We start from the raw sequence: 23,571 nt of genomic DNA, 5'->3' as shown, positions 1-23,571 counted from the left end.
CCCCCGGTACAGGCTTGCTCAATTGCTGATGAACGTCAGCAGCAGGCGACGCACCGGCGCTTGCATGGCATCGAAGGTCGGCTGACGGTACTCCGGGACATCCAGCGGGTTGTTCGGATCCCAGCCGATGGCGTTGCTGCCCGGGCCTGGTTCGAACACGGGTGGGGCGGTCAGGGCGTTCCACGCACACACGAACAGGCCGTGCACGCCCTGGTCCCAGCCTTCCACGATGCGCACCGATGACAGCGTGAGTCCCTGCCTGGCGCTGTCCTGGACCAGATCGGCGCTGATCGTGTCCACCAGCCGGGTAGTTTGCTCGGCCGTGCGTTCCTGCACCCATTCCCACGTGGCCGCTGCCAGTGCGCGCTCGACGAGCAGGCGCACATCCGCTTCCGGTGTCGCGGCCGCATGCTGCAGCGGCGCATTCGCTATCCGGCCTGGCATCGCCGGAGGGTCCGCCGCGACCCCGATCGCCCGAAGATCGGGATGGGTGCCGCGGAGCGCGGCAACAAGCACCGGGAAGGTTGTCTGGACAGGGGCGGTCGAATTCATGGCGATCCGGGCATCAGGACGCAACGGCAGGCGCTGCAGCACGACAGCGTGCGCTTCTGCCACGGCCACGGCTTTCATCGAGCGCTTGCCCGCGCGCAGGCTGGCCGCGGCCCAACCCACTACACTGTCGGCACTGCCGCCCCGGAAGACCGCCTTTGGTTTCCAGCTGGATCCTGCTGCTGGTGTCTGTCGCCTATGCTGCGCTGCTGTTCGGCGTGGCGTGGTGGGGTGACCGACGCCCGCTGTATCCGGACCGGCCCTGGCTGCGCCCGGTGGTCTACAGCCTGGCGCTGGCGGTGTACTGCTCCTCGTGGACCTTCTACGGCGCGGTCGGCACCGCCGTGCGCAGTGGCATCGGCTATCTGTCGATCTACATCGGCCCGCTGCTGATGATGCTGTTCGGCTGGCGCATCATCGAGCGCCTGGCGCTGGTGGCGCGCAGCCAGAACGTGGTCTCCATCGCCGACTTCATCTCTTCGCGTTTCGGCCGCTCGCGGCGACTGGCGGCGCTGGTGGCGATCATCGCGCTGATCGGCGTGGTGCCGTACCTGGCGCTGCAGTACAAAGCCGTTGCGATGAGCCTGCAGGTTCTGACCGGCGACAGCGGACCGACCGGCTACTTCAGTGATCCGGCGTTGTACGTGGCGCTGCTGATGGCCTTGTTCGCTACCTTGTTCGGTACCCGCCAGGTGGACGCCACCGAGCACCACCACGGCATGATGCTGGCCATCGCGCTGGAATCGGTGATCAAGCTGCTGGCGATGGTGGCCGTGGGCGTGTTTGCCTATCTGTGGCTGAGCGAGCGCACCGATGCGGTGGTGCAGTCGGCGCATACGCTGTTCACGTCGCTGCCCCCGGTGGGGTTCATCTCGCAGACCCTGCTCAGCTTCCTGGCCATCGTGTGCCTGCCGCGGCAGTTCCACGTGGCGGTGGTGGAGTGTGGCGATGTACGTGACGTGCACCGCGCGCGCTGGATGTTCGGCGGCTACCTGGTGGTGATCTCGGCGATGGTGATCCCCATCGCCACGGCCGGCGTCACCCTGTTCGGTACCGGCGGCACGGTGGCCGACGATGCGATGGTACTGGCCCTGCCCCTCCACGAGGGCCGCAACGCGCTGGCGCTGGTGGCCTATGTGGGGGGGTTCTCGGCGGCGACCGGCATGGTCATCGTATCGTCCATCGCACTGGCCACGATGATCAGCAACGACCTGGTCATGCCGGTGCTGCTGCGACGCAGCGGGGGCACCGGCGAGGCGGCGGACGTGGCATCGCGGGTGTTGTGGATCCGCCGCCTGGCGATCCTGTTCCTGGCGCTGATCGCCTATACGTACTACCGCAGCAGCGGCAACGACAACTCGCTGGCGTCCTATGGCTTGATGGCGTTCGCGGCGGTGGCGCAGTTCGCGCCCGGGCTGATCGGTGGGTTGTACTGGCGAGGGGCCAGCCGCCGCGGCGTGGAAACCGGCATCGTGCTGGGCTTCGCCACCTGGATCTACACCCTGCTGTTGCCCGCGCTTACCCAGTCCGGCCTGATGGATGCGGCGTGGTTGAGCGACGGGCCGTTCGGCGTGGCATGGCTGCGGCCGCAGCAGCTGTTCGGCATGAACGGGTGGGATCCGCTGACCCACGGCACGTTCTGGTCGCTGCTGGTGAACGCAGCGACGATGATGCTGGTGTCGGCACGCTGGCGGCCCAGCGTCGACGAGCGCCTGCGCGCGGCACCGTTCCTGGATCCGTATGCGCAGCGGCCGTCGGTGGCCAGTGGCTGGCCGGGCCACGTGCACGTGGGCGACCTGCTGGCGCTGGCATCGCGGGTGGTGGGCGAGCGCCACGCGCGCCGGTCGTTCTTCGAACAGGCGCAGTCGTTGGGGCGCGAACTGCAGACCCAGGTGCCGGCGGATCGGCCCTGGGTACAGTTCACCGAACGCCTGCTTGCCGCCTCCATCGGTGCCGCGTCGGCCCGCCTGCTGCTGACCAGCCTGCTGCGCGGTTCGGGCATGGACCTGGGCGAGGTGGTGGCGGTACTGGATGAAGCCGGCCAGGAGCTGCGTTTCAATCGGGAAATCCTGTCCACCACGCTGGAGAACATCAGTGCCGGGGTCAGCGTGGTCGACCCGGACATGCGGCTGACCGCATGGAACCGGCGCTACCAGGACATGTTCGGCTATCCGGACGGCATGCTGTACGTGGGCCGCCCGGTGGCCGACCTGATCCGCTACAACGCCGAACGCGGTGAACTGGGCGAGGGCGACATCGAACGCCAGATCAGCCGTCGCATCCGCTACATGCGCGCCGGTTCGCCGCATGTGTTTGAACGTACGCGCAGCGATGGGAAGGTGATCGAGATGCGCGGACAGGCGTTGCCCGGCGGCGGCTACGTCACCAGCTACAACGACATCACCGACTACAAACACGCTGAAAAAGCGCTGCTGGAAGCCAATGAGACACTGGAGCAACGCGTGGCCGAGCGCTCCAATGCTGCCGAGGCGGCGCAACAGTCCAAGACCCGCTTCCTGGCGGCGATCAGCCACGACGTGCTGCAGCCGCTGAATGCGGCGCGGCTGTTCGCCTCGGCGCTGCGCGAAAGCCACCACAACAACGAAGAGCAGCGCCATCTGGCCGAGCGCGTGGACGCCTCGCTGCGTGCCGCAGAGGAACTGCTCGATGGCCTGCTGGACGTTTCGCGACTGGACGCTGGTGGCCTGCATCCAGTGATCGGCGAGTTCGATGCCAGCGCCCTGATGCGCGAGCTGGCGGCGCAGTATTCGCCGGTCGCCGCAGGCCGCGGATTGCGCCTGGACCTGTTCGCGCGTCCGGCCTGGGTACGCAGTGACCGCCGGCTGTTGCGGCGGGTGATGCAGAACTTCCTGGCCAATGCGCTGCGTTACACCCGGCAGGGCCGCATCGTGCTGGCCGTGCGCCTGCGTGGCGAGGAAGTGGAACTGCAGGTGTGGGATACCGGTCCCGGCATTCCCGAACACCACATGCAGCAGATATTCGATGAGTTCCATCGCTACCAGCAGCCCTTCGACTGGGGCGAACAGGGGCTGGGGCTGGGCTTGTCCATCTGCCAGCGCATCTCACGCCTGCTCGACCATCGACTGAATGCACGCAGCCGGGTGGGTAGCGGGTCGATGTTCTCCATCACCCTGCCACGGGTAGCGGCGACCCCGGGTGCCAGCGAACAGGAACTGATGGCCGCGGCGGCGCCGGCTTCGCGTCCGGATTCACTGGCCGGCATGCGCGTGCTGTGCGTGGACAACGATGAGGAGATCCTGGATGGCATGCGCGCGCTGCTCGGACGCTGGCAGGTGCAGGTGATCACCGCCAGCACCGTGGACCAGGCGCTGGAGAAAATCAACGCGCACCCCGACGTGATGCTCGTCGATTACCACCTGCATGACCGCCTGGATGGCCTGGACACGCTGGTCGCGCTGCGCGAGGCGGCTGGCAGCGACCTGCCCGGTGCCCTGCTCACGGCTGATGGCCGTGATGAGCTGAAGCGGATGGCACGCGACCGCGGCTATCGGGTGCTGACCAAGCCGATCAAGCCAGCATCGCTGCGTGCCTTCCTGGCCGCTTACGCACGTTCGGACAACTGAGTCGCCGCCATCGAAGCGTTGCGCGCTTGGTGGTGGCAGCCAGGCTGGCTGGCCGGTATACAGAGCGTTTCTGCGGCGGACGATAGACCATGCATGTGTCCTCAACCGGGCCTGTGCCGAGCGTATCGGTGACCACGTCCCGGTTATCCACGGCACCGACATCACCATCGCTGCGCGGTGCGCTGCAGGGTGTGCTGAACACTCCCGTGGATTCGCCGCGCGCACCCGTCTTGGCGGTGGCGCTGGGTGGGGGCGCAGGTGCGGGCCTTTCGCTGCTCTGCAACGGCAGCAGCCGGCTGCTGGGGGACACCGTTTTCAGCGCTGTACTGGGCCTGATATATCACCAGTTCTCGCGCGACCGCTACCTTGATGACACGGCCCACCAGCAGCGGTGGAGGGTACTCAACGAGTTCCCGAAGATGCGAGCATGGCTGCAACACAACAATGTCCGCTTCAGTGACCGGGCCGAGGTCAAGCAGCTGCACGCCTGCATGCAGCGGTTGGCGCAGGGCATGGTGGATCACTACCGCGCTTACTGCGTGCAGCACGGCCTGTTCTGCGATCCGCAGGCGATCCACGCCATCACCCGATTCTGCATGGCGCAGTGCCTGGACCGGGGACCGTTCATGGCGCTGCAGCCGCACCAGGGCCATTACTATCTGGCGGCAATCGACGAGGCGTCGGCAGACGCGCTCACCCGGGAGCTGAAAGCAGGCCGCCCCGCCTGCCTGGCGTTCCGCCAGCGCGGCTGCATCTTCATGCAAGGAGAGCTGGCATCGGCTCCGAGTCCGGATCGCAGACCCGCGCAGCGGGTGTTGCCTGCCGCCGAACGCGATATCCGCCCGCCGGCGGACTGTTACCGGCCCACCGTGGAATCGGTGGTGACCATCCGTCATCGACGCACCAGCAACCTCCCCTTGGATGGAACCCCACGCCGGCCAGGCCGCTGGTGGGAAGGGTGAACCGCGCGGTGCCGGTCACGCAGCGCCGCTGAGGTGCTCGTACAGGATGGTGGCGCCGATGATCATCAGGATCACCCCGCCGATGATCTCCGCGCGCTTGCCGACCATGTCGCCGAGTACGCGGCCAAGCATGATGCCTGCGGTGACCATGACCAGCGTGCACAGGCCGATGACCGCCGCCACCACGCCGATATGCACATCCATGAAAGCCAGTCCGACGCCCACGGCCATGGCGTCGATGCTGGTGGCCAAACCGGTGACCGCCAGCTGCCAGAAGCCATGGTGGCGCTGCGGGTCTTCGTCGGCATCATCGTGCTGCGGACGCAGGCCGTTGACGATCATGTGCAGCCCCAGGGCGATCAGCAGGCCGAAGGCGATCCAGTGGTCGAAGGCCTCCACGTACTCCAGTGCCGCGCGCCCGAGCATCCAGCCGATCACCGGGGTGATCGCTTCGATGGCGCCAAAGATGAGGCCGGCGCGCAGTGCATCGCGGAACACCGGCCTGCGCATGGCGGCGCCCTTGCCGATCGCCGCAGCGAAGGCATCGGTGGACATGGCAAAGCCGATCAGGAGGATCGAAAGAGGGGACATGAAGTTCACGACAGGTCGGGCGAAGACGGACGCACGGCCCACGTTCGCGCCCAACCTCTCGTTGCGCACGCGGGCCGCTGGTCTCGCCAACCAAGATGGTTGCCCGCACCACGGCGCACTGGCCGAGCATGTTGATACGGGCGTTTCCTGCAGCAGGAAACCGGCTACTCCCCAAGGGGACGCGAAGCTTAGCACCGGGGTCCCGGTCTGTGGCGTCACCCTGCGATTGCGCAGGTGAAGCTGGTTTTCATAGCTGTGGCTATAACCGGCGGCGTACAGTGCCGCGGGCATGGCTCGGCGCTACCGGAGGCGGCTCAATCCTCTTCCGGCGGCAACACGATCTGCTCGTCGTCGATGGCCAGCTTGCCGGCCATCAGCACGGCCTGGGTGCGGTTGGTCACGCCCAGCTTGCGCAGGATGGCGGTGACGTGCGCTTTGATGGTGGCCTCGGACACATTCAGGTCGTAGGCGATCTGCTTGTTCAAGCGCCCCGCGCCCAGCATCTGCAGTACGCGGAACTGCTGCGGGGTGAGTTCGCGCAGGCGTTGGCCGACCTCGCGCTCTTCGCGGCCGGTGGGTGGCTCGTTGTGCGCCTCCGGCGGTGCCCACGTTTCGCCGTCCAGGATCATTCCCAGCGCATGGCCGATGGTGTCCGAATCAGCCGATTTGGGGATGAAGCCGAACGCGCCATGATCAAGCGCACGGCGCATCACCTTGGGTTCCTCGCGCGCGGACACCACCACCACCGGCAGGTGCGGGTGCAGCGATCGCATGTGCACCAGTGCATTGAATCCCTGGGCACCGGGCATGTTGAGATCCATCAGGACAAGGTCGGCATCGTTGTGCTGGTCGGCCAGCGCGTACAGCGCTTCCACGCTGTCGGCTTCGAACAGCTGGACGCCGGGGATGACGCGCTTCACGGCGCCCCGCAGGGCCTCGCGGAACAGGGGATGGTCGTCGGCAATCAGGAGGGTGGGCATGGGATCAGCTTACGGAAAACAGGAGGGCAGGGGCGGACACAGCGCGCTTCGCCACGCGAAAGCAGCTGGATCCAACGTGCGGACCGGGCCCTCCTCCCGGTCCGCCGCGTGGCGCATTACTTGACCTTGCGTTCGTCCACCAGCGAGGCCACCACCGACGGATCGGCCAGGGTAGAGGTGTCGCCCAGCTGATCCGGCGCGTTCTCGGCGATCTTGCGCAGGATGCGGCGCATGATCTTGCCCGAACGCGTCTTCGGCAGGCCGGGGGCCCACTGCAGGTGGTCCGGCGTGGCGATCGGGCCGATTTCCTTGCGCACCCACGCCACCAGTTCCTTGTGCAGTTCGTCGCTGGGCGCCTCATCGGCGATCAGGGTGACATAGGCATAGATGCCCTGGCCCTTCACCTCGTGCGGGAAGCCGACGACGGCGGCTTCGGCCACCTTCGGATGCGATACCAGCGCGCTTTCCACTTCGGCGGTGCCGATGCGGTGGCCGGATACGTTGATGACATCGTCGACGCGGCCGGTGATCCAGTAGTAGCCGTCCTCGTCGCGACGGCAGCCGTCGCCGGTGAAATAGGCGCCCGGATAGGTGCGGAAGTAGGTATCGATGAAGCGCTGGTCGTCGCCGTACACGGTGCGCATCTGGCCCGGCCACGAATCGCGGATGATCAGGTTGCCTTCGGTGGCGCCGTCCTTGATCTCGCCATCGGCATTGACCAGGGCCGGCTGCACGCCGAAGAAGGGCAGGCTGGCCGAGCCCGGCTTCAGGTCCACCGCACCGGGCAGAGGGGAGATCAGGATGCCGCCGGTTTCGGTCTGCCACCAGGTATCGACGATCGGGCAGCGGCTGTCGCCGACCACCTCGTAGTACCAGCGCCAGGCCTCCGGATTGATCGGCTCGCCGACGCTGCCGAGCAGGCGCAGCGACGCGCGCGAGGTGCGCTTGACCGGCTCTTCGCCTTCGCGCATCAGCGCGCGGATGGCGGTCGGTGCGGTGTAGAAGAGGCTGACTTTGTGCTTGTCGATCACTTCCCAGAAGCGCGAGGTGCTGGGGAAGTTCGGCACGCCTTCGAACATCAGCGAGGTGGCGCCATTGGCCAGTGGCCCGTAGACGATGTAACTGTGGCCGGTGACCCAGCCGACGTCGGCGGTGCACCAGTAGATGTCATCTTCGCGCAGGTCGAACACTGCCTCATGGGTGTAGGCCGCATACAGCAGATAGCCACCGGTGGTATGCAGCACGCCCTTCGGCTTGCCGGTGGAACCGGAGGTGTAGAGGATGAACAGCGGATCCTCGGCGTTCATGCGCTCTGGCTCGCACTCGGCCGGTTGGCTGTCCACCACGTCATGGAACCAGCGGTCGCGCGGGGCCTGCATGTCCACCGCGCCGCCGGTATGGCGCACCACCAGTACGGTTTCCACCGTGTTGGTGCCGGGCAGCTTGAGCGCCGCATCGACGTTGGCCTTCAGCGGAATCTTCTTGCCACCGCGCAGGCCTTCATCGGCGGTGATGATCAGTTTGCTGGCGCAGTCGCTGACGCGATCGGCAATCGAGTTCGGCGCGAACCCGCCGAACACCACCGAGTGGATCGCACCAATACGCGCGCAGGCCAGCATGGCCACGGCCGCATCGACAATCATCGGCAGGTAGATGGTGACGCGGTCGCCTTTCTTGACCCCGAGGTTGCGCAGCGCGTTGCCGAGGCGGCAGGTGCGCTCGTACAACTCGCGGTAAGTGACGTGCTGGGCCGACACATCCGGACTGTCCGGTTCGAACAGCAGGGCGGTCTTGTCGCCGCGCGTGTCGAGCTGGCGATCCAGGCAGTTCACGCTGGCATTGAGCTCACCATCTTCGAACCACTTGATGTGGAAGTCGGCCAGGTCATAGCTGACATTCTTGATGATGCTGGGTTGCTTGAACCACTGCAGCCGCTGCGCCGCTTCGCCCCAGAACGCATCCGGATCGGCGATCGAGGCCTGGTACTGCTGCTGGTAGGTGGTTTTGTCGATCCGCGCGTTCTTGGCGAACTGCGGGTCGACGGGATAGAGATCAGCCATGGCGCCCTCACTTGCACGTGGACTTTGATGTGCGGTTGCAGCATGCGGCGCAACCGTTGCCATCCAGTTTGCCCGATCTATCCCCGCCCGCGACACCGCCGTGCTTAGACGATGGTCGCAGGCCGACAGGCGCAGAGGCCGTGCCCGGTGAACACGGCCCGGCCCGCCGCAGCAGGTACGACTAATGGCCAATAGCCGCCGTGCGTCAACCGGTCGCACCCTCGGCTTCGACCGTGCCCCACGCGCGTCTTTCGATTTGCCACTTGGGAGAGAGGGCAACATGAACCACCGTACGTTGAAGACGCTGCGCAAGCCGCTGGCTGCCTGCATGCTGGTCGCACTGGCTGCACCGGGCATGGCCTTGGCCGAAACCGCGAGAGAAAAGGCCCTGGAAGCACGCGTGGGCGAGCTGGAGCGCCAGGTTCAGCTGCTGCTGTCATCGCAGCAACAGCAGCAGAGCCAGATCAGCCAGACCCAGCAGGCCGTGACCGAAGTGAGGACGGTGCAGGCCGAGCAGAAACCCGCAGTGCCGGCAGGCAAGCAGCCGATCCAGGTCACCACCATCACCCCCGGCGCCGCGCCGGGCACCACGGTCAAGATCGGCGGCTTCATCAAGGCCGATTTCCTGGCCACCCAGACCGGCGATGGCCAGCTGGCCGACGATGCGACCGGCCGCGCGCTGTACCTGCCGGGCCAGACTCCGGTGGCTGGCGCCGGCGGCACCGGTGAGCGTTCGGACGTGGACTTCAACGCCCACGCGAAGTTCTCGCGCTTCAACCTGGGCATCGACAACGTCAGCGAAAACGGCAACAAGGCCGGTGCGTTCTTCGAGATGGATTTCTTCGGCAATTCGCTGGGCAACCAGACCGCCACCAATACCTATGGCGTGACCCTGCGGCACGCTTACATGTACTGGAACAAGTGGACGGCCGGCCAGACCTGGACCAACTTCATGGACGCGGCCTCGCTTCCCGAAGCCGCCGATTTCGTCGGTCCCACCGACGGCGTGGTGTTCGTGCGCCAGGCACAGATCCGCTACACCACCGGCGGCCTGAGCGTTGCGCTGGAAAACCCGGAAACCACCACGTTGACCGGCGTGCGCAACCCGGTGACCGGGGCGTGGACCAACGCCAGCGCCAACTCCGATCGTGGCAGCCTGCCCGACCTGACCGTGCGTTATGCCTGGAAGGGCGATTGGGGCACCTTCGGCGTGGCCGGCCTGGTCCGCCAGCTGAAGGTCGACAACCAGACCACCGGCGCGGATGCGGACAAGATCGCCGGAGGCCTGACGCTGGGCGGCAAATGGGTGATGGCCGACTCGGACACCCTGCATTATCAGTTGACCGGTGGCGAGGGTATTTCGCGCTACATCGGCCTGGGTATCACCGCCGATACCGCTTATGACGTCGCGCGCGACGAGCTGGCGACTACCGGCGTGCTGGCCGGTTACGTGGGCTGGCGGCATGCGTTCACCCCCAAGCTGCGCACCAACCTGATCTACGCGCGCAGTGACTACGACAACGACGGAACGCTGGGCCCGCTGGTCACAAAGAGCGTGCAGAGCATCCGCGGCAATGTGTTCTATACGCCGATGCCGAAGGTCGATATCGGTGCGGAATACATGTACGGCGTGCGCGAAATCGAAGACGGTCGCAAGGGCGACATCAACCGCGTGCAGTTCACCACCAAGTACAGCTTCTAACTGAGTGCCGACCCAGGTCGGCACCCACTGTCACCATGCTTCGGAGGGGAAGCTTCCCATGTCAACAACACCTGCAACAGCACAACTCACCAAGGGTCACAAGAAGGTCATCTTCGCCTCGAGCCTTGGCACCGTCTTCGAGTGGTACGACTTCTTCCTGTACGGCTCACTCGCCGCCATCATCGCCAAGCAGTTCTTCAGCGGGGTCAATGAAACCACGGGCATGATCTTCGCCCTGCTGGCCTTCGCGGCCGGCTTCTTCGTGCGTCCGTTCGGCGCGGCGTTCTTCGGCAGCCTCGGCGACCGTATCGGCCGCAAATACACCTTCCTGGTCACGATCCTGATCATGGGCATCTCGACCTTCCTGGTCGGCGTGCTGCCCAACTACGCCTCGATTGGTTTCGCCGCACCGGTGATCCTGATCATCCTGCGGCTGGCCCAGGGCCTGGCGATGGGCGGTGAGTACGGCGGCGCGGCCACCTACGTGGCCGAACATGCCCCGGCCAACAAGCGTGGCCTGTACACCAGCTTCATCCAGTGCACCGCCACGCTGGGTCTGTTCATGTCGTTGCTGATCATCCTCGCCTGCCGCTACTTCCTGGGCAACGAAGCCTTCGAAGACTGGGGCTGGCGCATTCCCTTCCTGGTGTCGATCCTGCTGCTGGGTGTCTCGGTGTGGATCCGCCTGCAGCTGAGCGAATCCCCGCTGTTCCAGCAGATGAAGGCCGAAGGCAAGGGCTCCAAGACCCCCTTCCGTGACAGCCTGAAGGACGGCAACCTGAAGCTGATGCTGCTGGTCCTGCTGGGTGCTGCGGCCGGCCAGGCAGTGGTGTGGTACGGCGGCCAGTTCTACGCGCTGTTCTTCCTCAGCAGCATGCTGAAGGTCGACGCCACCACGTCCTACCTGCTGATCGCCGCGGCGCTGGCGCTGGGCGTGCCGTTCTTCATCTTCTTCGGCTGGCTGTCCGACCGCATCGGTCGCAAGTGGATCATCCTGGCCGGCTGCCTGCTGGCCGCGGTCACCTACATCCCGGTGTTCAAGGGCCTGACCCACTTCGCCAACCCGGCCATCGAAGAAGCACGCACCAATTCGCCGGCGCTGGTCGTCGCCGATCCGAACACCTGCTCGTTCCAGTTCGATCCGGTGGGCCTGCGCAAGTTCACCAGCTCCTGCGACGTGGCGACCGCCGCGCTGACCAAGGCCGGTGTGCCGTATGACGTGCAGCCGGCACCGGCCGGTTCGCTGGCGGTGGTGAATGTCGGCGCGTCCAAGGTGAGCTCGTATGAAGCGGCTGGCCTGACCAAGGAAGACGGCAAGGCCAAGGCCGATGCCTTCGGTACCGAGCTGAAGGCCGCGCTGGTGGACGCAGGCTATCCGGCCAAGGCGGACAACGCGCGCATCAACATCCCCGGCACGATCTTCATGCTGTGGATCCTGGTGCTGTACGTGACCATGGTCTACGGCCCGATCGCCGCCTACCTGGTGGAACTGTTCCCGACCCGCATCCGCTACACCTCGATGTCGCTGCCGTATCACATCGGCAACGGCTGGTTCGGTGGCTTCCTGCCGGCGATTTCCTTCGCGCTGGTGGCCGGCACCGGCAACCTCTACTACGGCCTGTGGTACCCGATCGCCATCGCGTTGATGACGGTGGTCATCGGTGGCCTGTTCCTGCGCGATACCAGGAACGTGGACATCACCAAGTAACGGTGATCGACACGAAGTGAACCGGGGGCCGCGGCGAAATCCGCGGCCCCTTCGCGTTTGCGCCCCACACGCACGGCCGCCGGCCCCGGTAGTGACGGCCGCTGGCCGTCCTGTTTCGACCGCCGGTGGGTGACGACCGTTGGTCGTCACGCCGCTGCCCCTGCCGTGCCGCTGCGCTCGCCGAGCATGGCTCCGGCGCTACCTCCCGTTCAGCCTGTTCAGGCACAATCGCGGAAACCTTATCCGGTACTCCGCCATGCGCTTCCTGCTGATCTCCACCCTGCTGCTCGCCACCACTGCCTGCACCTGGGTACCGATCGAGTCGTCCGGCAAGACCGTGCGCGTGCTGGCCCCCGGCGCGGTCCCGGCCGGTTGCCAGACCAAGGGCGAGGTGGTGGTGACCGTGAAGAGCAAGGTCGGCTTCTATAACCGCAACCCGCTGCGCGTGCAGGAAGAGCTGGAAACCCTGGCCCGCAACGAGGCGCCCAGCGCCGGCGCCAACGCCGTGCAGGCCGCCGCGCCGCCGGCCGATGGCAGCCAGCGCTTCGCCGCCTTCCAGTGCCCGCCGCGCTGAAACGCACCATACGGTAAAGCTGAATCGGTAAAGGTGCGGTCAGGCCAAGAGGGTTATAGAATGACGCCCCCTTTGCCTGAGCCTTGGCGCTAACTCGATGCTCTTCAAGAATGTCTCGATCGCCGGCCTGGCGCATGTCGACGCGCCCCACACGCTAACGACCAAGGAAATCAACGAACGCCTGCAGCCCACCCTGGACCGCCTCGGTATCCGTACCGACGTGCTGGGTGACGTTGCCGGGATCCATGCGCGCCGTCTGTGGGACGAGGGCACGCTGGCTTCCGACGCCGCCACCATGGCGGCCCGCAAGGCGCTGGAAGACGCGAACATCGGTCCGGCCGACGTCGGCCTGGTGATCAACACCTCGGTCAGCCGCGACTACCTGGAGCCGTCCACCGCCAGCATCGTGTCCGGCAACCTGGGCGTGGGCGAGGAATGCGTGACCTTCGACGTGGCCAATGCCTGTCTTGCCTTCATCAATGGCATGGACATCGCCGCGCGGATGATCGAGCGTGGCGAGTTGAACTACGCGCTGGTCGTCGACGGCGAAACCGCGAACCTGGTGTACGAGAAGACCCTGGAGCGGATGACTGCCCCGGGCGTCACCGCCGAAGATTTCCGCAACGAGCTGGCGGCGCTGACCACCGGGTCGGGCGCGGCGGCGATGGTCATGGCCCGTTCGGAGCTGGTCCCCGATGCCCCGCGCTACAAGGGCGGCGTCACCCGTTCGGCCACCGAATGGAACCAGCTGTGCCTGGGCAACCTGGACCGCATGGTCACCGATACCCGCCTGCTGCTGATCGAAGGCATCAAGCTGGCCCAGAAGACTTTCGCCGCAGCGAAGATCGCGCTGGGCTGGGCGGTGGAGGAGCTGGACCAGTTCGTCATCCACCAGGTCAGCCAGCCGCACACCGCCGCATTCATCAAGAACTTCGGCATCGATCCGAAGAAGGTGATGACCATCTTCGGCGAGCACGGCAACATCGGCCCGGCCTCGGTGCCGATCGTGCTGAGCAAGCTGAAGCAGCTGGGCAAGCTGAAAAAGGGCGATCGCATCGCACTGCTCGGCATCGGCTCGGGGCTGAACTGCTCGATGGCTGAAGTGGTCTGGTGAGCCAGGCCCGGTAACGTCTTCCCAAGGGCCGGTACTACCGGCCCTTTTTACAGGTGCACCGCATGCGCGATCTTCCCGGCTACCCGTCCACTCCCCATCGGTTCGAGGTCCGTCCGGGCCTGTCGATGAACTACCTCGACGAAGGCCCGCGCGATGGCGAGGTGGTGGTGATGGTCCACGGCAATCCGTCGTGGAGCTATTACTGGCGCACGCTGGTGGCCGGCCTGTCCGACCGCTACCGCTGCATCGTGCCGGACCACATCGGCATGGGCCTGTCGGACAAGCCGGCCGACGACCGCTACGAATACACCCTGCAGTCGCGCGTGGATGACCTGGACGCGCTGCTGGCGCACCTGGGCATCACCGGTCCGGTGACCCTGGCCGTGCACGATTGGGGCGGCATGATCGGCTTCGGCTGGGCGCTGTCCCACCACGCCCAGGTCAAGCGCCTGGTGGTGTTGAACACCGCGGCGTTCCCGATGCCGGCGGCGAAGAAAATGCCGTGGCAGATCGCACTGGGGCGGCACTGGAAGATCGGCGAGTGGATCATCCGCACCTTCAATGCGTTCTCCTCCGGTGCGTCGTGGCTGGGCGTGGAGCGGAAGATGCCGGCCGATGTGCGCCGCGCCTACGTGTCGCCGTACGACAGCTATGCCAACCGCATCAGCACGATCCGCTTCATGCAGGACATCCCGCTGTCGCCGGCCGACAAGGCGTGGCCGCTGCTGGAGCGCTCCGGCCAGGTGCTGCCGTCCTTCGCCGACCGGCCCGCCTTCATCGGCTGGGGCCTGCGTGATTTCGTCTTCGACCACCACTTCCTGAAGGGCTTCCAGGCGGCGTTGCCGCAGGCGGAAGTGCACGCGTTCGAGGATGCCGGCCACTACGTGCTGGAAGACAAGCATGAAGTGCTGGTGCCGCGGATCCGCGCGTTCCTGGATGCGCATCCGCTCGGCTGAGCGGGCTGCGAACGGCGGAGCCCCTCGCGGGTGGGCTCTGAAAGCAGGCATCGTGCTTGGCGTCGGGCGGTGGGGCTGGGCGGGGGACGGCAAAAGCCGCTCCTGCGGGCCTCGTTTCGCGCCACCCATGGCGCTCAACGCCCCCGCCCAGCCCCACTGCCCGCCCCCGACAGTCGGCGCTACTCAGGCCGCGATCGGGGCCTGCGGCGAGCCGTTGTCATCCGGGTGGTCGTCATCGTTGCCGGCGGCGTCGCGCCAGCGCCAGTCGGCCGGCGTCAGCGGGTCCAGGCCGTAGGCGATGCGGGCTTTCTCGCACTGCGCGCTGGGCTTGCCGTATTCCCATGAAGCGTCCACCTCGCGGCACACGCTGGGCCGGTTGGGATGGATCGTGCACCGCGAATACACGCCGATCTGGGCGTCGAGCGCCACGCAACGAACCGGCGCCGAATGGGTGCCCTGCATGCACAGGCGATGCGGGTCCAGCACTTCGGTCAGCTGGTGCGGCACGCCGCCGGGGGTGACTTCATCCGATTCCATCCAGTGGAATGCCACGCGGTACTGGGTGCAGCAGGCGCCGCAGGTCATGCAGGGGTGTTGCATGGGCAGGGCGCCTCGGGCGGCCGTTAGCGACATGAAAAGAGAGTGCGGATTTTCCATGATGCGGGCCGGCGCGCAAGAATTTCCGTATCCGGCGACAATGAACGGATGAACCTATACAGCAACATCGCCGCACGATTGCCCGAACTGGCGCGTGAACGCCCCGACCAGATCGCCATCCGCTGCCCCGGACGGCGCGGTCCGGGCAATGGCATGGCGGCCTATGACGTGACCCTGGATTACCGTCAGCTGGATGCGCGCAGCGATGCCATGGCCGCCGGCCTGGCCGCCTACGGCATCGGCCGCGGCGTACGTGCGGTGGTGATGGTGCGGCCTTCGCCCGAGTTTTTCCTGCTGATGTTCGCGCTGTTCAAGCTGGGTGCGGTGCCGGTGCTGGTGGATCCGGGCATCGACAAGCGCGCGCTGAAACAGTGCCTGGACGAGGCGCAGCCGCAGGCCTTCATTGGCATTGCGCTGGCCCACGTGGCCCGGCTTGCGCTGCGCTGGGCGCCGTCGGCCACGCTGCTGGTGACCGTCGGCCGCCGGCTGGGCTGGGGCGGCACCACACTGGCCGCGCTGGAGCGGGCCGGCGCCGGTACGCCGCCGATGCTGGCCGCCACCGATGGCGAAGATACCGCTGCGATCCTGTTCACCAGCGGCTCCACCGGCGTGCCAAAGGGCGTGGTCTACCGCCACCGCCATTTCGTCGGCCAGGTCGAGCTGCTGCGTTCGGCGTTCGGGATGGAACCGGGCGGGGTGGACCTGCCGACCTTCCCGCCGTTCGCCCTGTTCGACCCGGCACTGGGGCTGACGTCGGTGATTCCGGACATGGACCCGACGCGCCCGGCCAGCGCCGATCCGCGCCGCCTGCACGATGCGATCAAACGCCACGGCGTCACCCAGTTGTTCGGCTCGCCGGCATTGATGCGGGTGCTGGCCGACCATGGCCAGCCGCTGCCGGGGGTCAAGCGGGTGACCTCGGCGGGGGCGCCGGTGCCGCCGGACGTGGTGGCCAGGATCCGCCGGCTGTTGCCGCCCGATGCCCAGTTCTGGACGCCGTATGGCGCCACCGAATGCCTGCCGGTCGCGGTGATCGAAGGGCGCGCGCTGGAAAACACCCGCGCGGCCACTGAAGGCGGTGCCGGGACCTGCGTGGGCGGGGTGGTGGCACCGAACCAGGTGCGCATCATCGCCATCGACGACGCGCCGCTGCCGGACTGGTCGCAGGTGCGTGAGCTGGCGGTGGGTGAAGTGGGCGAGATCACCGTGGCCGGACCCACTGCGACAGACAGCTATTTCAACCGTCCGCAGGCCACCGCGGCGGCGAAGATCAACGAGACGCTGGCCGATGGGAGCACCCGCGTGGTGCACCGCATGGGCGATGTCGGCTACTTCGATGCGCAGGGCCAGCTGTGGTTCTGTGGGCGCAAGACCCAGCGCGTGGAAACCGCGCAGGGGCCGCTGTACACCGAACAGGTCGAGCCGGTGTTCAACACCGTGGCCGGCGTGGCGCGCACTGCGCTGGTCGGCGTCGGTGCGCCGGGTGCGCAGGTGCCGGTGCTGTGCGTGGAGCTGCTGCGCGGGCATTCCGATTCCGCCGCCCTGCAGGAAGCGCTGCGCACCAAGGCGGCCGTGCGCCTGCCCGAGGCGCGACTGCAGGACTTCCTGGTCCATCCGGGGTTCCCGGTGGATATCCGCCACAACGCCAAGATCGGCCGCGAGAAGCTGGCGATCTGGGCCGCTTCGCAACGGGAAAAACACGCATGAAGATCCTTGTTACCGGCGGCGGTGGATTCCTCGGCCAGGCGCTGTGCGCTGGCCTTGCCGAACGCGGGCACCAGGTCCTCAGCTTCAATCGCGGTCATTACCCGGCGCTGCAGGCCATGGGCGTGGGCCAGATCCAGGGGGATCTCGCCGATGCGCAGGCGGTGCTGCACGCCGTGACGGGCATGGACGCGGTGCTGCACAACGCGGCCAAGGCAGGAGCGTGGGGCAGCTATGACAGCTACCACCGGGCCAATGTCGTCGGCACCGACAACGTCATCGCCGCCTGCCGTGCGCAGGGGGTTTCGAAACTGGTCTACACCTCCACGCCCAGCGTGACCCATCGGGCTACGCATCCGGTGGAAGGGCTGGGTGCGGACGAGGTGCCGTATGGCGAAGACTTCCAGGCGCCGTATGCCGCGACCAAGGCGATTGCCGAACAACGCGTGCTGGCGGCCAACGATGCCACGCTGGCCACCGTGGCGCTGCGCCCCCGGTTGATCTGGGGGCCAGGCGATCTGCAGCTGGTGCCGCGGCTGGCGCAGCGTTCGCGCGCTGGACGCCTGCGTCTGGTCGGCGATGGCAGCAACCTGGTCGATACCACCTACATCGACAACGCCGCACTGGCGCATTTCCTGGCGCTGGATGCATTGGCACCCGGTGCGGCGTGCGCGGGCAAGGCGTACTTCATTTCCAACGGCGAACCGCTGCCGATGCGCGAGCTGCTAAACAAGCTGCTGGCTGCGGTAGGCGCGCCCCCGGTGACGAAGTCGGTAAGCTTCAAGACCGCATATCGCATCGGTGCGGTGGCCGAAAAACTGTGGCCGCTGCTGCGCCTGCCGGGTGAGCCGCCGCTTACCCGTTTCCTTGCCGAACAGCTGTGCACCGCGCACTGGTACAGCATGGAACCGGCGCGCCGTGACTTCGGTTATGTGCCCGTGGTGAGCATTGACGAAGGGCTCACGCGGCTGAAAGCTTCATCAATCGGCGAGATTTCCATCACCAGATGAACACCGCTGGCACGTGAGTATGGTCCCCAACGCCACCCCGGCACGTTAACCGCGAGGAACGCCATGCTGCATTACGCCGTCATCTTTTTCGTCATCGCCCTGATTGCCGCAGTGCTTGGCTTCTCCGGTATTGCCGGTGCCGCCAGCAACATCGCCTGGATCCTGTTCGTGGTCTTCCTGGTGCTGGCCATCATCTCGATGTTCCGCAAGCGAACCTGACCTCCGGTCGGGTTGCTTGAAATACAAAGCCGGGCATTGCCCGGCTTTGTTGTTTCTGCACGATCACGGCCAGCGGCCGTCACTACCGGAATGGCGGTAGCGCCGAGCCATGCTCGGCGAGCGCAGCGGGAACAGCGTGACGACCAACGGTCGTCACCCACCACAGCGGGCGTCACTACCTCATCAGGCAGGTAGAATGCCCGCCATGCCTCTTTCCCTGCTCAAGTCGCTCAAGCCGGTTGCCGGCCGCGCCCTGCAAGCCGCGCTCAACCGCGCGCTTGCGCTGGACCCTGATACCCGCCAGGCGCTGACCGCACTGGATGGCCGCCATATCGACCTGACCCTGGAAGCGCCCGCGCTGGCGATGCGCATCAGCGTGCACGGCGAGGCGCTGGAAGTGGGGCCGGTTGACCATCGCGAAGCCGACCTGGCCGTGCGCAGCAGCCTGTCCGGGGTGTTGGCACAGCTGCCGCTGCTGGCAAGATCACGCGGCGCCCAGGCCAACACGGCCGGGCGCGTGCGGGTGGCCGGCGATGCAGAACTGGCGCGCCGCCTGCAGCAGCTGGCCAAGGGCTTCGATCCGGACTGGCAGCTGCCCTTCGTGCGCGTGTTCGGCGAAGTGCTGGGCGTGCAGGTGGCCAATACCCTGCGCAGTGCCCTGCAGCAAGCACGCCGCGGCGCGTCCGACCTCGCGCATACGGCCGCCGAGTTCGTCACCGAGGAATCGCGTGACGTGGTGCCGCGCGGCGAGCTGGATGCCTTCCATGACGACGTGGACGTGCTGCGCGACGACGTCGAGCGCATCGCCGCGCGCGTGCAGCGCCTGCGGGGTGCCGCGTGAAGGCGCTGCTGCGGGCCAGCCGCATCGGCCGCATCATCCTGCGCTACCGGCTGGACGACCTGCTGCAGGGCACCCCGGCCGAGCGCTGGCTGCGGCTGGCCAAACCCTTCGTGCCACGCGCATCGGCGGACATCGCCGCGCAGTCCCGCGGTGCGCGGCTGCGCTTGGCGCTGCAGGACCTCGGCCCGATCTTCGTCAAGTTCGGACAGATCCTCTCCACCCGCCGCGACCTGGTGCCGCCGGATGTAGCCGTCGAACTGACCTTGCTGCAGGATCGGGTCAAGCCGTTCGACGGTGATACCGCACGGCGCATCGTCGAACAGGCGCTGGGCATGCCGGTCAGTGCGGCGTTCGCCAGTTTCGATACCGAGCCGCTGGCCTCGGCATCGATCGCCCAGGTGCACGCCGCCACGCTCGGCGATGGCCGGCAGGTGGTGGTGAAGGTACTGCGCCCGGACATCGAAAAGCAGATCGTCGCCGACATCGCCCTGCTCAACTCGCTGGCGACGCTGGTCGAGCGCACCCATCCGCGCGCCGACAAGATCCGCCCGCGCGAAGTGGTGGCCGAGATCGAAAACACGCTTTCGGCAGAACTGGACCTGCAGCGCGAAGGGGCCAATGCGAGCGTGCTGCGCCGGTTCTGGGAGAACTCCGACGACCTGTACGTGCCCGAGGTGATCTGGAGCCACACGGCCGAACGCGCGCTGACCCTGGAACGCGTGTGGGGCATCCCCTCGGACGACATCGAAGCGCTGGACCGCGCCGGCATCGACCGCGTCGCGCTGGCGGCCAAGGGCGTGCGGGTGTTCTACACCCAGGTGTTCCGCGACAACTTCTTCCACGCCGACGCGCACGCCGGCAACATCTGGGTCGATATCGATCCGCAGCGCCGCGCCAATCCGCGCTTCATCGCGCTGGATTTCGGCATCATGGGGCAGCTCTCGCAGGAGGACCAGTACTACCTCGCCGAGAACTTCATGGCCATCTTCAACCGCGATTACCGGCGCATCGCCGAACTACATGTGCAGGCCCGGTGGATGCCCGACCACGTGCGCATCGACGAGCTGGAGTCGGCGGTGCGTTCGGTGTGCGAGCCGTACTTCACCCGCCCGCTGTCGCAGATTTCGCTGGCGGAAGTGCTGATGAAGCTGTTCCGCGTGGCGCAGCGCTACCAGCTGACCCTGCAGCCGCAGCTGATCCTGCTGCAGAAGACCCTGCTCAACATCGAAGGGGTGGGGCGCCAGCTGGATCCGCAGATCGATATCTGGGCGGTGGCCAAGCCGGTGCTGGCGAAGATCCTGCGTGCGCGCTACAGCCCGCGCCGGGTGCTGCGCGAGATCGGCAAGCGGGTGCCGGAAATCATGACCCATGCGCCGGACATGCCGCGGCTGGTGCACGCCTGGCTGAGCCAGCAGGTGGAAGGACGGCATGAGCTGTCGATGCGCTCGCGCGATTTGGCCGCACTGGATGCCAGCCTGCGACGGCTGCAGAAGCGCGCCGTGGGCGCAATCACCGGTGTCGGACTGTTGGCGATCGCCGCGCTGATGTACGTGCTGCAGCCGCCGGGCCTGTACTTCGGTGACATGCCGATCTGGAGCGCGGTGTCCGGCGTGCTGGGTGGGTTGGCGCTGGCGCGGGCGTGGTGGCGATGACGGGGGGCGGGACGGTGATCGAGGAAACGATCCAGGACGATGCGGCGGCCGTCGCGGCAGCGGAACCGCTGCAGCTGCTGCACCAGGACGAACGCCTGGCAGTGGTCGACAAACCCGCCGGGCTGATGGTCCACGACAGCAAGCTGGCGCGCGGCGAGGATGATTTCCTGGCCGATCGGCTCCGCGAGCAGCTGGGCCGGCAGATCTTCCTGGTGCACCGGCTGGACCGTGCCACCAGCGGCTGCCTGCTGCTGGCCTTCGACCGCGATACCGCCAGCGCGCTGGGCAAGTCGCTGATGGGCGGGGAGGTACAGAAGGATTACCTCACCGTGTGCCGTGGGTGGCCGGCAGAGGAAAGCTGGCAGGTCGACCATGACCTGGACGGCGGCCCCGGCAAGCCGGTGAAGAAGCGGGCGGTGACGGATTTGCAGCGCCTGGCGACCGGCGAGCTGGCGGTGCCGAGTGGTGAGTTCAACACCTCGCGCTATGCGTTGCTGCGCTGCCAGCCGCAGACCGGGCGCTTCCGCCAGATCCGCCGCCACCTCAAGCACCTGTCGCACCACATGATTGGTGACACCAGCCATGGCGATGGGCGGCACAACCGCATCTTCCGCATGCAGGGCGTGCACCGCATGCTGTTGCATGCCGAGCGCCTGCGTTTCCCGCATCCGGACGGTGGCACGGTGGTTGTGCGCGCACCGGTCGACGCCGCATTCCAGAAGGCGCTGGATCTGTTCGGCTGGGACGTCCCGCCGGCCTGAAGGCGGGTAGCGCCGAGCCATGCTCGGCGGAACATATCCGTAGTCTTCGGCAAAGAGCCGCCGAGCATGGCTCGGCGCTACCGGGCCGCACCACCGGGCGGGCTACAATCCCCGCCATGAAAATCGCCTCGTGGAACGTCAATTCCCTCAACGTCCGCCTGCCGCACCTGGAGCAGTGGCTCAAGGACTTCGGCCCGGATATCGTCGGCATCCAGGAAACCAAGCTGGAAGACCACAAGTTCCCGGATTCGGCGCTGATCGCCGCCGGCTACCGCAGCGTGTTCGCTGGCCAGAAGACCTACAACGGCGTGGCACTGCTGTCGCGCGAGCCGGCCCAGGACGTGCAGATCGGCATCCCCGGCTTTGAAGACGAGCAGAAGCGCGTCATCGCCGGTACCTTCGGCGAGCTGCGGGTGATCAACCTGTACGTGGTCAACGGCCAGGACGTGGGCACCGACAAATACGCCTACAAACTGCGCTGGCTGGAGGCCGTGCACGCCTGGATCGCCAGTGAACTGCAGCGCTACCCGAAGCTGATCGTGATGGGCGATTTCAACATCGCCCCGGACGAACGTGACGTCAACGACCCGCTGGTCTGGAACGAAAACCACATCCTGACCTCCACCGCCGAACGTGGCGCGCTCAACAAGCTGCTGCAGCTGGGCCTGCACGATGCGTTCCGCCTGCACAGTGACGAGGCCGGGGTGTTCAGCTGGTGGGATTACCGCGCCGCCGGCTTCCGCCGCAACCTGGGGCTGCGCATCGACCTGACCCTGGTATCGGACGCGCTGAAGGCGTCGGCAGTGGCCTCGGGCGTCGATCGCGAACCGCGCACCTGGGAGCGCCCCAGCGACCATGCCCCGGCGTGGGTGCAGCTGGCTTGAAACAACGAGGCCCGGCAGTGACCGGGCCCCGTCGTGTTGCTCCATCCGGCCAGCGGCCGGTACCAGCGCGGCGTCAGCGTATGCTCTTGCGGGTGAACAGGTTGACGATCGCCAGCAGGATCACCGCGCCGATCAACGAGTACAGGAAGGTGCGCAGCGTGATCGCGTCGTTGATCCCGCCACCGAACAGAAAACCGGCAATGAGCGCGCCGACGATGCCGACCACCACGTTGAGGATGATGCCCTGCTGGCCATCACGCCTCATGATGAGGCTGGCCAGCCAGCCTACGATGCCGCCTACGATCAACCAGATGATGATGCCCATCGCCGCACCTCCACGTCCCAAGGGACTTCAGTTGACGCGCCCGGCCGTGAACCGCTTGTGCAGTCGTGCTGGCAGGAGCGCATCGTGACCCCGCAGCTGCCCCTCGATGGCCCGTGGCAGTTCGGTCCGGTGACGGTCTGGCGCCGTCCCCACGTGCCCGGACAACGCGGCGAACCGCAGGCGCGACAGGTGCTGGCAGAGGCGTTGGGGGGCGATCCGCTGGCGCTGCCGCTGGTCCGTGACCCGCGTGGCCGCCCGGAACTGTCTGCCGCGTTGTCCGGCTACGGCACCGGCTGGAGCCACAGCGGCGAGCTGCTGCTGGTGGCGCTGGGCGAAGGCGTGCGGCTGGGGGTGGACCTGGAACTGCTGCGGCCGCGGCCGCGGCTGCTGGAAATCGTCCGCCGCTTCTTCCATCCGGCGGAAATCGAATGGCTGGAAAGCCTGTCCGAGGCTGATCGCGAACACTGGTTCTTCCGTGTCTGGTGTGCCAAGGAGGCCATGCTGAAGGCAGACGGGCAGGGTATCTCCTTCGGCCTGCATCGCCTGCAGTTCGCCCCCGCCCGCGACGGCAGCCTGCAGCTGCACTGGTGCGATCCGGCACTCGGACCGGCCGCACGCTGGCACCTGCACGAGTGGCAGGCGCGCGCCGATTTCCGCGCTGCGCTGGCCTGGCACGCGGCCTGAAGCGCTCGTGGCCGGGTGAAACCGGCGATAATG

General features: G+C 66.8%; 21 protein-coding genes. 15 read left to right on the top strand and 6 right to left on the bottom strand.

Going from position 1 to position 23,571, the window contains the following annotated elements:
* Positions 1-18: 18 nt before the first annotated feature.
* The gene (locus SOM47_RS12780) at positions 19-594 is read right to left on the bottom strand and encodes a hypothetical protein (RefSeq protein WP_192084990.1); all 576 of its coding nucleotides are present in this window, start codon (positions 592-594) and stop codon (positions 19-21) included.
* A gap of 113 nt (positions 595-707) precedes the next feature.
* Here SOM47_RS12780 and SOM47_RS12775 point away from each other — a divergent pair, with 113 nt between their 5' ends.
* Positions 708-4,154: a hybrid sensor histidine kinase/response regulator gene (locus SOM47_RS12775; protein WP_042612004.1), complete on the top strand. Its 3,447-nt coding sequence runs from the start codon at positions 708-710 to the stop codon at positions 4,152-4,154.
* A 206-nt stretch (positions 4,155-4,360) separates the two neighbouring features.
* Positions 4,361-5,116: a hypothetical protein gene (locus tag SOM47_RS12770; protein ID WP_042612003.1), complete on the top strand. Its 756-nt coding sequence runs from the start codon at positions 4,361-4,363 to the stop codon at positions 5,114-5,116.
* 15 nt (positions 5,117-5,131) lie between these two features.
* Here the strand turns inward: SOM47_RS12770 and mntP are convergent, their stop codons facing one another.
* The 3 genes from mntP to acs form a co-directional block, all read right to left on the bottom strand.
* Positions 5,132-5,707, bottom strand: coding sequence for a manganese efflux pump MntP (gene mntP / locus SOM47_RS12765; protein ID WP_042612039.1), 576 nt, complete (start codon positions 5,705-5,707; stop codon positions 5,132-5,134).
* Between the two features lie 314 nt (positions 5,708-6,021).
* On the bottom strand, positions 6,022-6,687 hold the full coding sequence (locus SOM47_RS12760; RefSeq protein WP_042612002.1) for a response regulator transcription factor: 666 nt from the start codon (positions 6,685-6,687) through the stop codon (positions 6,022-6,024).
* Positions 6,688-6,803: 116 nt separating this feature from the next.
* On the bottom strand, positions 6,804-8,747 hold the full coding sequence (gene acs / locus SOM47_RS12755) for an acetate--CoA ligase (protein WP_042612001.1): 1,944 nt from the start codon (positions 8,745-8,747) through the stop codon (positions 6,804-6,806).
* 280 nt (positions 8,748-9,027) lie between these two features.
* Here acs and SOM47_RS12750 point away from each other — a divergent pair, with 280 nt between their 5' ends.
* From SOM47_RS12750 to SOM47_RS12730, 5 genes are all read left to right on the top strand, one after another.
* Positions 9,028-10,449, top strand: a complete 1,422-nt coding sequence (locus SOM47_RS12750) for a DcaP family trimeric outer membrane transporter (RefSeq protein ID WP_320505793.1) — start codon at positions 9,028-9,030, stop codon at positions 10,447-10,449.
* 58 nt (positions 10,450-10,507) lie between these two features.
* Positions 10,508-12,157 carry an MFS transporter gene (locus SOM47_RS12745; protein WP_320505792.1) on the top strand — a complete coding sequence of 550 codons (1,650 nt, stop codon included), beginning with the start codon at positions 10,508-10,510 and terminating at the stop codon, positions 12,155-12,157.
* 256 nt (positions 12,158-12,413) lie between these two features.
* The gene (locus tag SOM47_RS12740; protein WP_192084997.1) at positions 12,414-12,731 is read left to right on the top strand and encodes a DUF4156 domain-containing protein; all 318 of its coding nucleotides are present in this window, start codon (positions 12,414-12,416) and stop codon (positions 12,729-12,731) included.
* A gap of 97 nt (positions 12,732-12,828) precedes the next feature.
* A complete protein-coding gene (locus SOM47_RS12735; RefSeq protein WP_057507087.1) occupies positions 12,829-13,845 on the top strand; it encodes a 3-oxoacyl-ACP synthase III in 1,017 nt (338 codons plus the stop codon).
* Between the two features lie 62 nt (positions 13,846-13,907).
* On the top strand, positions 13,908-14,801 hold the full coding sequence (locus SOM47_RS12730) for an alpha/beta fold hydrolase (protein ID WP_320505791.1): 894 nt from the start codon (positions 13,908-13,910) through the stop codon (positions 14,799-14,801).
* A 183-nt stretch (positions 14,802-14,984) separates the two neighbouring features.
* Here the strand turns inward: SOM47_RS12730 and SOM47_RS12725 are convergent, their stop codons facing one another.
* Complete coding sequence (locus SOM47_RS12725; RefSeq protein ID WP_042613902.1) at positions 14,985-15,401, bottom strand: YkgJ family cysteine cluster protein; 417 nt, start codon at positions 15,399-15,401, stop codon at positions 14,985-14,987.
* 105 nt (positions 15,402-15,506) lie between these two features.
* Here SOM47_RS12725 and oleC point away from each other — a divergent pair, with 105 nt between their 5' ends.
* The 7 genes from oleC to xth all read left to right on the top strand — a co-directional run bounded on the left by oleC (position 15,507) and on the right by xth (position 22,529).
* On the top strand, positions 15,507-17,165 hold the full coding sequence (gene oleC, locus SOM47_RS12720; protein ID WP_320505790.1) for an olefin beta-lactone synthetase: 1,659 nt from the start codon (positions 15,507-15,509) through the stop codon (positions 17,163-17,165).
* A complete protein-coding gene (oleD, locus tag SOM47_RS12715) occupies positions 17,162-18,172 on the top strand; it encodes a 2-alkyl-3-oxoalkanoate reductase (RefSeq protein WP_192085000.1) in 1,011 nt (336 codons plus the stop codon). The genes oleC and oleD overlap by 4 nt, the downstream gene beginning before the upstream one ends.
* A gap of 63 nt (positions 18,173-18,235) precedes the next feature.
* Entirely contained in the window at positions 18,236-18,391 is a 156-nt protein-coding gene (locus SOM47_RS12710) for a DUF1328 domain-containing protein (RefSeq protein WP_042613899.1), read from the top strand.
* Between the two features lie 205 nt (positions 18,392-18,596).
* Positions 18,597-19,232 (top strand): ubiquinone biosynthesis accessory factor UbiJ, encoded by a 636-nt coding sequence (locus SOM47_RS12705; RefSeq protein ID WP_320505789.1) that lies wholly within the window; start codon positions 18,597-18,599, stop codon positions 19,230-19,232.
* Positions 19,229-20,884, top strand: a complete 1,656-nt coding sequence (ubiB, locus tag SOM47_RS12700) for a ubiquinone biosynthesis regulatory protein kinase UbiB (RefSeq protein ID WP_320505788.1) — start codon at positions 19,229-19,231, stop codon at positions 20,882-20,884. The genes SOM47_RS12705 and ubiB overlap by 4 nt, the downstream gene beginning before the upstream one ends.
* Positions 20,881-21,645 (top strand): pseudouridine synthase, encoded by a 765-nt coding sequence (locus SOM47_RS12695; protein ID WP_320505814.1) that lies wholly within the window; start codon positions 20,881-20,883, stop codon positions 21,643-21,645. The genes ubiB and SOM47_RS12695 overlap by 4 nt, the downstream gene beginning before the upstream one ends.
* 116 nt (positions 21,646-21,761) lie before the next feature.
* Positions 21,762-22,529: an exodeoxyribonuclease III gene (xth, locus tag SOM47_RS12690; RefSeq protein ID WP_320505787.1), complete on the top strand. Its 768-nt coding sequence runs from the start codon at positions 21,762-21,764 to the stop codon at positions 22,527-22,529.
* A 73-nt stretch (positions 22,530-22,602) separates the two neighbouring features.
* On the opposite strand, the gene SOM47_RS12685 is transcribed toward xth, so the two are convergent.
* Positions 22,603-22,854 carry a GlsB/YeaQ/YmgE family stress response membrane protein gene (locus SOM47_RS12685; protein ID WP_320505786.1) on the bottom strand — a complete coding sequence of 84 codons (252 nt, stop codon included), beginning with the start codon at positions 22,852-22,854 and terminating at the stop codon, positions 22,603-22,605.
* A gap of 84 nt (positions 22,855-22,938) precedes the next feature.
* Here SOM47_RS12685 and SOM47_RS12680 point away from each other — a divergent pair, with 84 nt between their 5' ends.
* Entirely contained in the window at positions 22,939-23,538 is a 600-nt protein-coding gene (locus SOM47_RS12680; RefSeq protein ID WP_320505785.1) for a 4'-phosphopantetheinyl transferase family protein, read from the top strand.
* Positions 23,539-23,571 lie beyond the last annotated feature (33 nt).

The sequence above is a fragment of the Stenotrophomonas sp. CFBP8980 genome, assembly GCF_034046095.1.
Classification (GTDB): Bacteria; Pseudomonadota; Gammaproteobacteria; order Xanthomonadales; family Xanthomonadaceae; genus Stenotrophomonas; species Stenotrophomonas lacuserhaii.
Note: the sequence above shows the minus strand (reverse complement) of the source record. Positions and strands in the feature narration are given on the sequence as shown.

Excerpts from the sequence above, each read along its gene's own strand:
- SOM47_RS12735 (WP_057507087.1), top strand. The coding sequence starts at position 12,829 with ATGCTCTTCAAGAATGTCTCGATCGCCGGCCTGGCGCATGTCGACGCG.
- SOM47_RS12730 (WP_320505791.1), top strand. The coding sequence starts at position 13,908 with ATGCGCGATCTTCCCGGCTACCCGTCCACTCCCCATCGGTTCGAGGTC.
- SOM47_RS12760 (WP_042612002.1), bottom strand. The coding sequence starts at position 6,687 with ATGCCCACCCTCCTGATTGCCGACGACCATCCCCTGTTCCGCGAGGCC.
- SOM47_RS12745 (WP_320505792.1), top strand. The coding sequence starts at position 10,508 with ATGTCAACAACACCTGCAACAGCACAACTCACCAAGGGTCACAAGAAG.
- mntP (WP_042612039.1), bottom strand. The coding sequence starts at position 5,707 with ATGTCCCCTCTTTCGATCCTCCTGATCGGCTTTGCCATGTCCACCGAT.
- oleD (WP_192085000.1), top strand. The coding sequence starts at position 17,162 with ATGAAGATCCTTGTTACCGGCGGCGGTGGATTCCTCGGCCAGGCGCTG.
- SOM47_RS12710 (WP_042613899.1), top strand. The coding sequence starts at position 18,236 with ATGCTGCATTACGCCGTCATCTTTTTCGTCATCGCCCTGATTGCCGCA.
- SOM47_RS12740 (WP_192084997.1), top strand. The coding sequence starts at position 12,414 with ATGCGCTTCCTGCTGATCTCCACCCTGCTGCTCGCCACCACTGCCTGC.
- SOM47_RS12685 (WP_320505786.1), bottom strand. The coding sequence starts at position 22,854 with ATGGGCATCATCATCTGGTTGATCGTAGGCGGCATCGTAGGCTGGCTG.
- xth (WP_320505787.1), top strand. The coding sequence starts at position 21,762 with ATGAAAATCGCCTCGTGGAACGTCAATTCCCTCAACGTCCGCCTGCCG.
- SOM47_RS12705 (WP_320505789.1), top strand. The coding sequence starts at position 18,597 with ATGCCTCTTTCCCTGCTCAAGTCGCTCAAGCCGGTTGCCGGCCGCGCC.
- acs (WP_042612001.1), bottom strand. The coding sequence starts at position 8,747 with ATGGCTGATCTCTATCCCGTCGACCCGCAGTTCGCCAAGAACGCGCGG.
- SOM47_RS12725 (WP_042613902.1), bottom strand. The coding sequence starts at position 15,401 with ATGCAACACCCCTGCATGACCTGCGGCGCCTGCTGCACCCAGTACCGC.
- SOM47_RS12695 (WP_320505814.1), top strand. The coding sequence starts at position 20,881 with ATGACGGGGGGCGGGACGGTGATCGAGGAAACGATCCAGGACGATGCG.
- oleC (WP_320505790.1), top strand. The coding sequence starts at position 15,507 with ATGAACCTATACAGCAACATCGCCGCACGATTGCCCGAACTGGCGCGT.
- SOM47_RS12750 (WP_320505793.1), top strand. The coding sequence starts at position 9,028 with ATGAACCACCGTACGTTGAAGACGCTGCGCAAGCCGCTGGCTGCCTGC.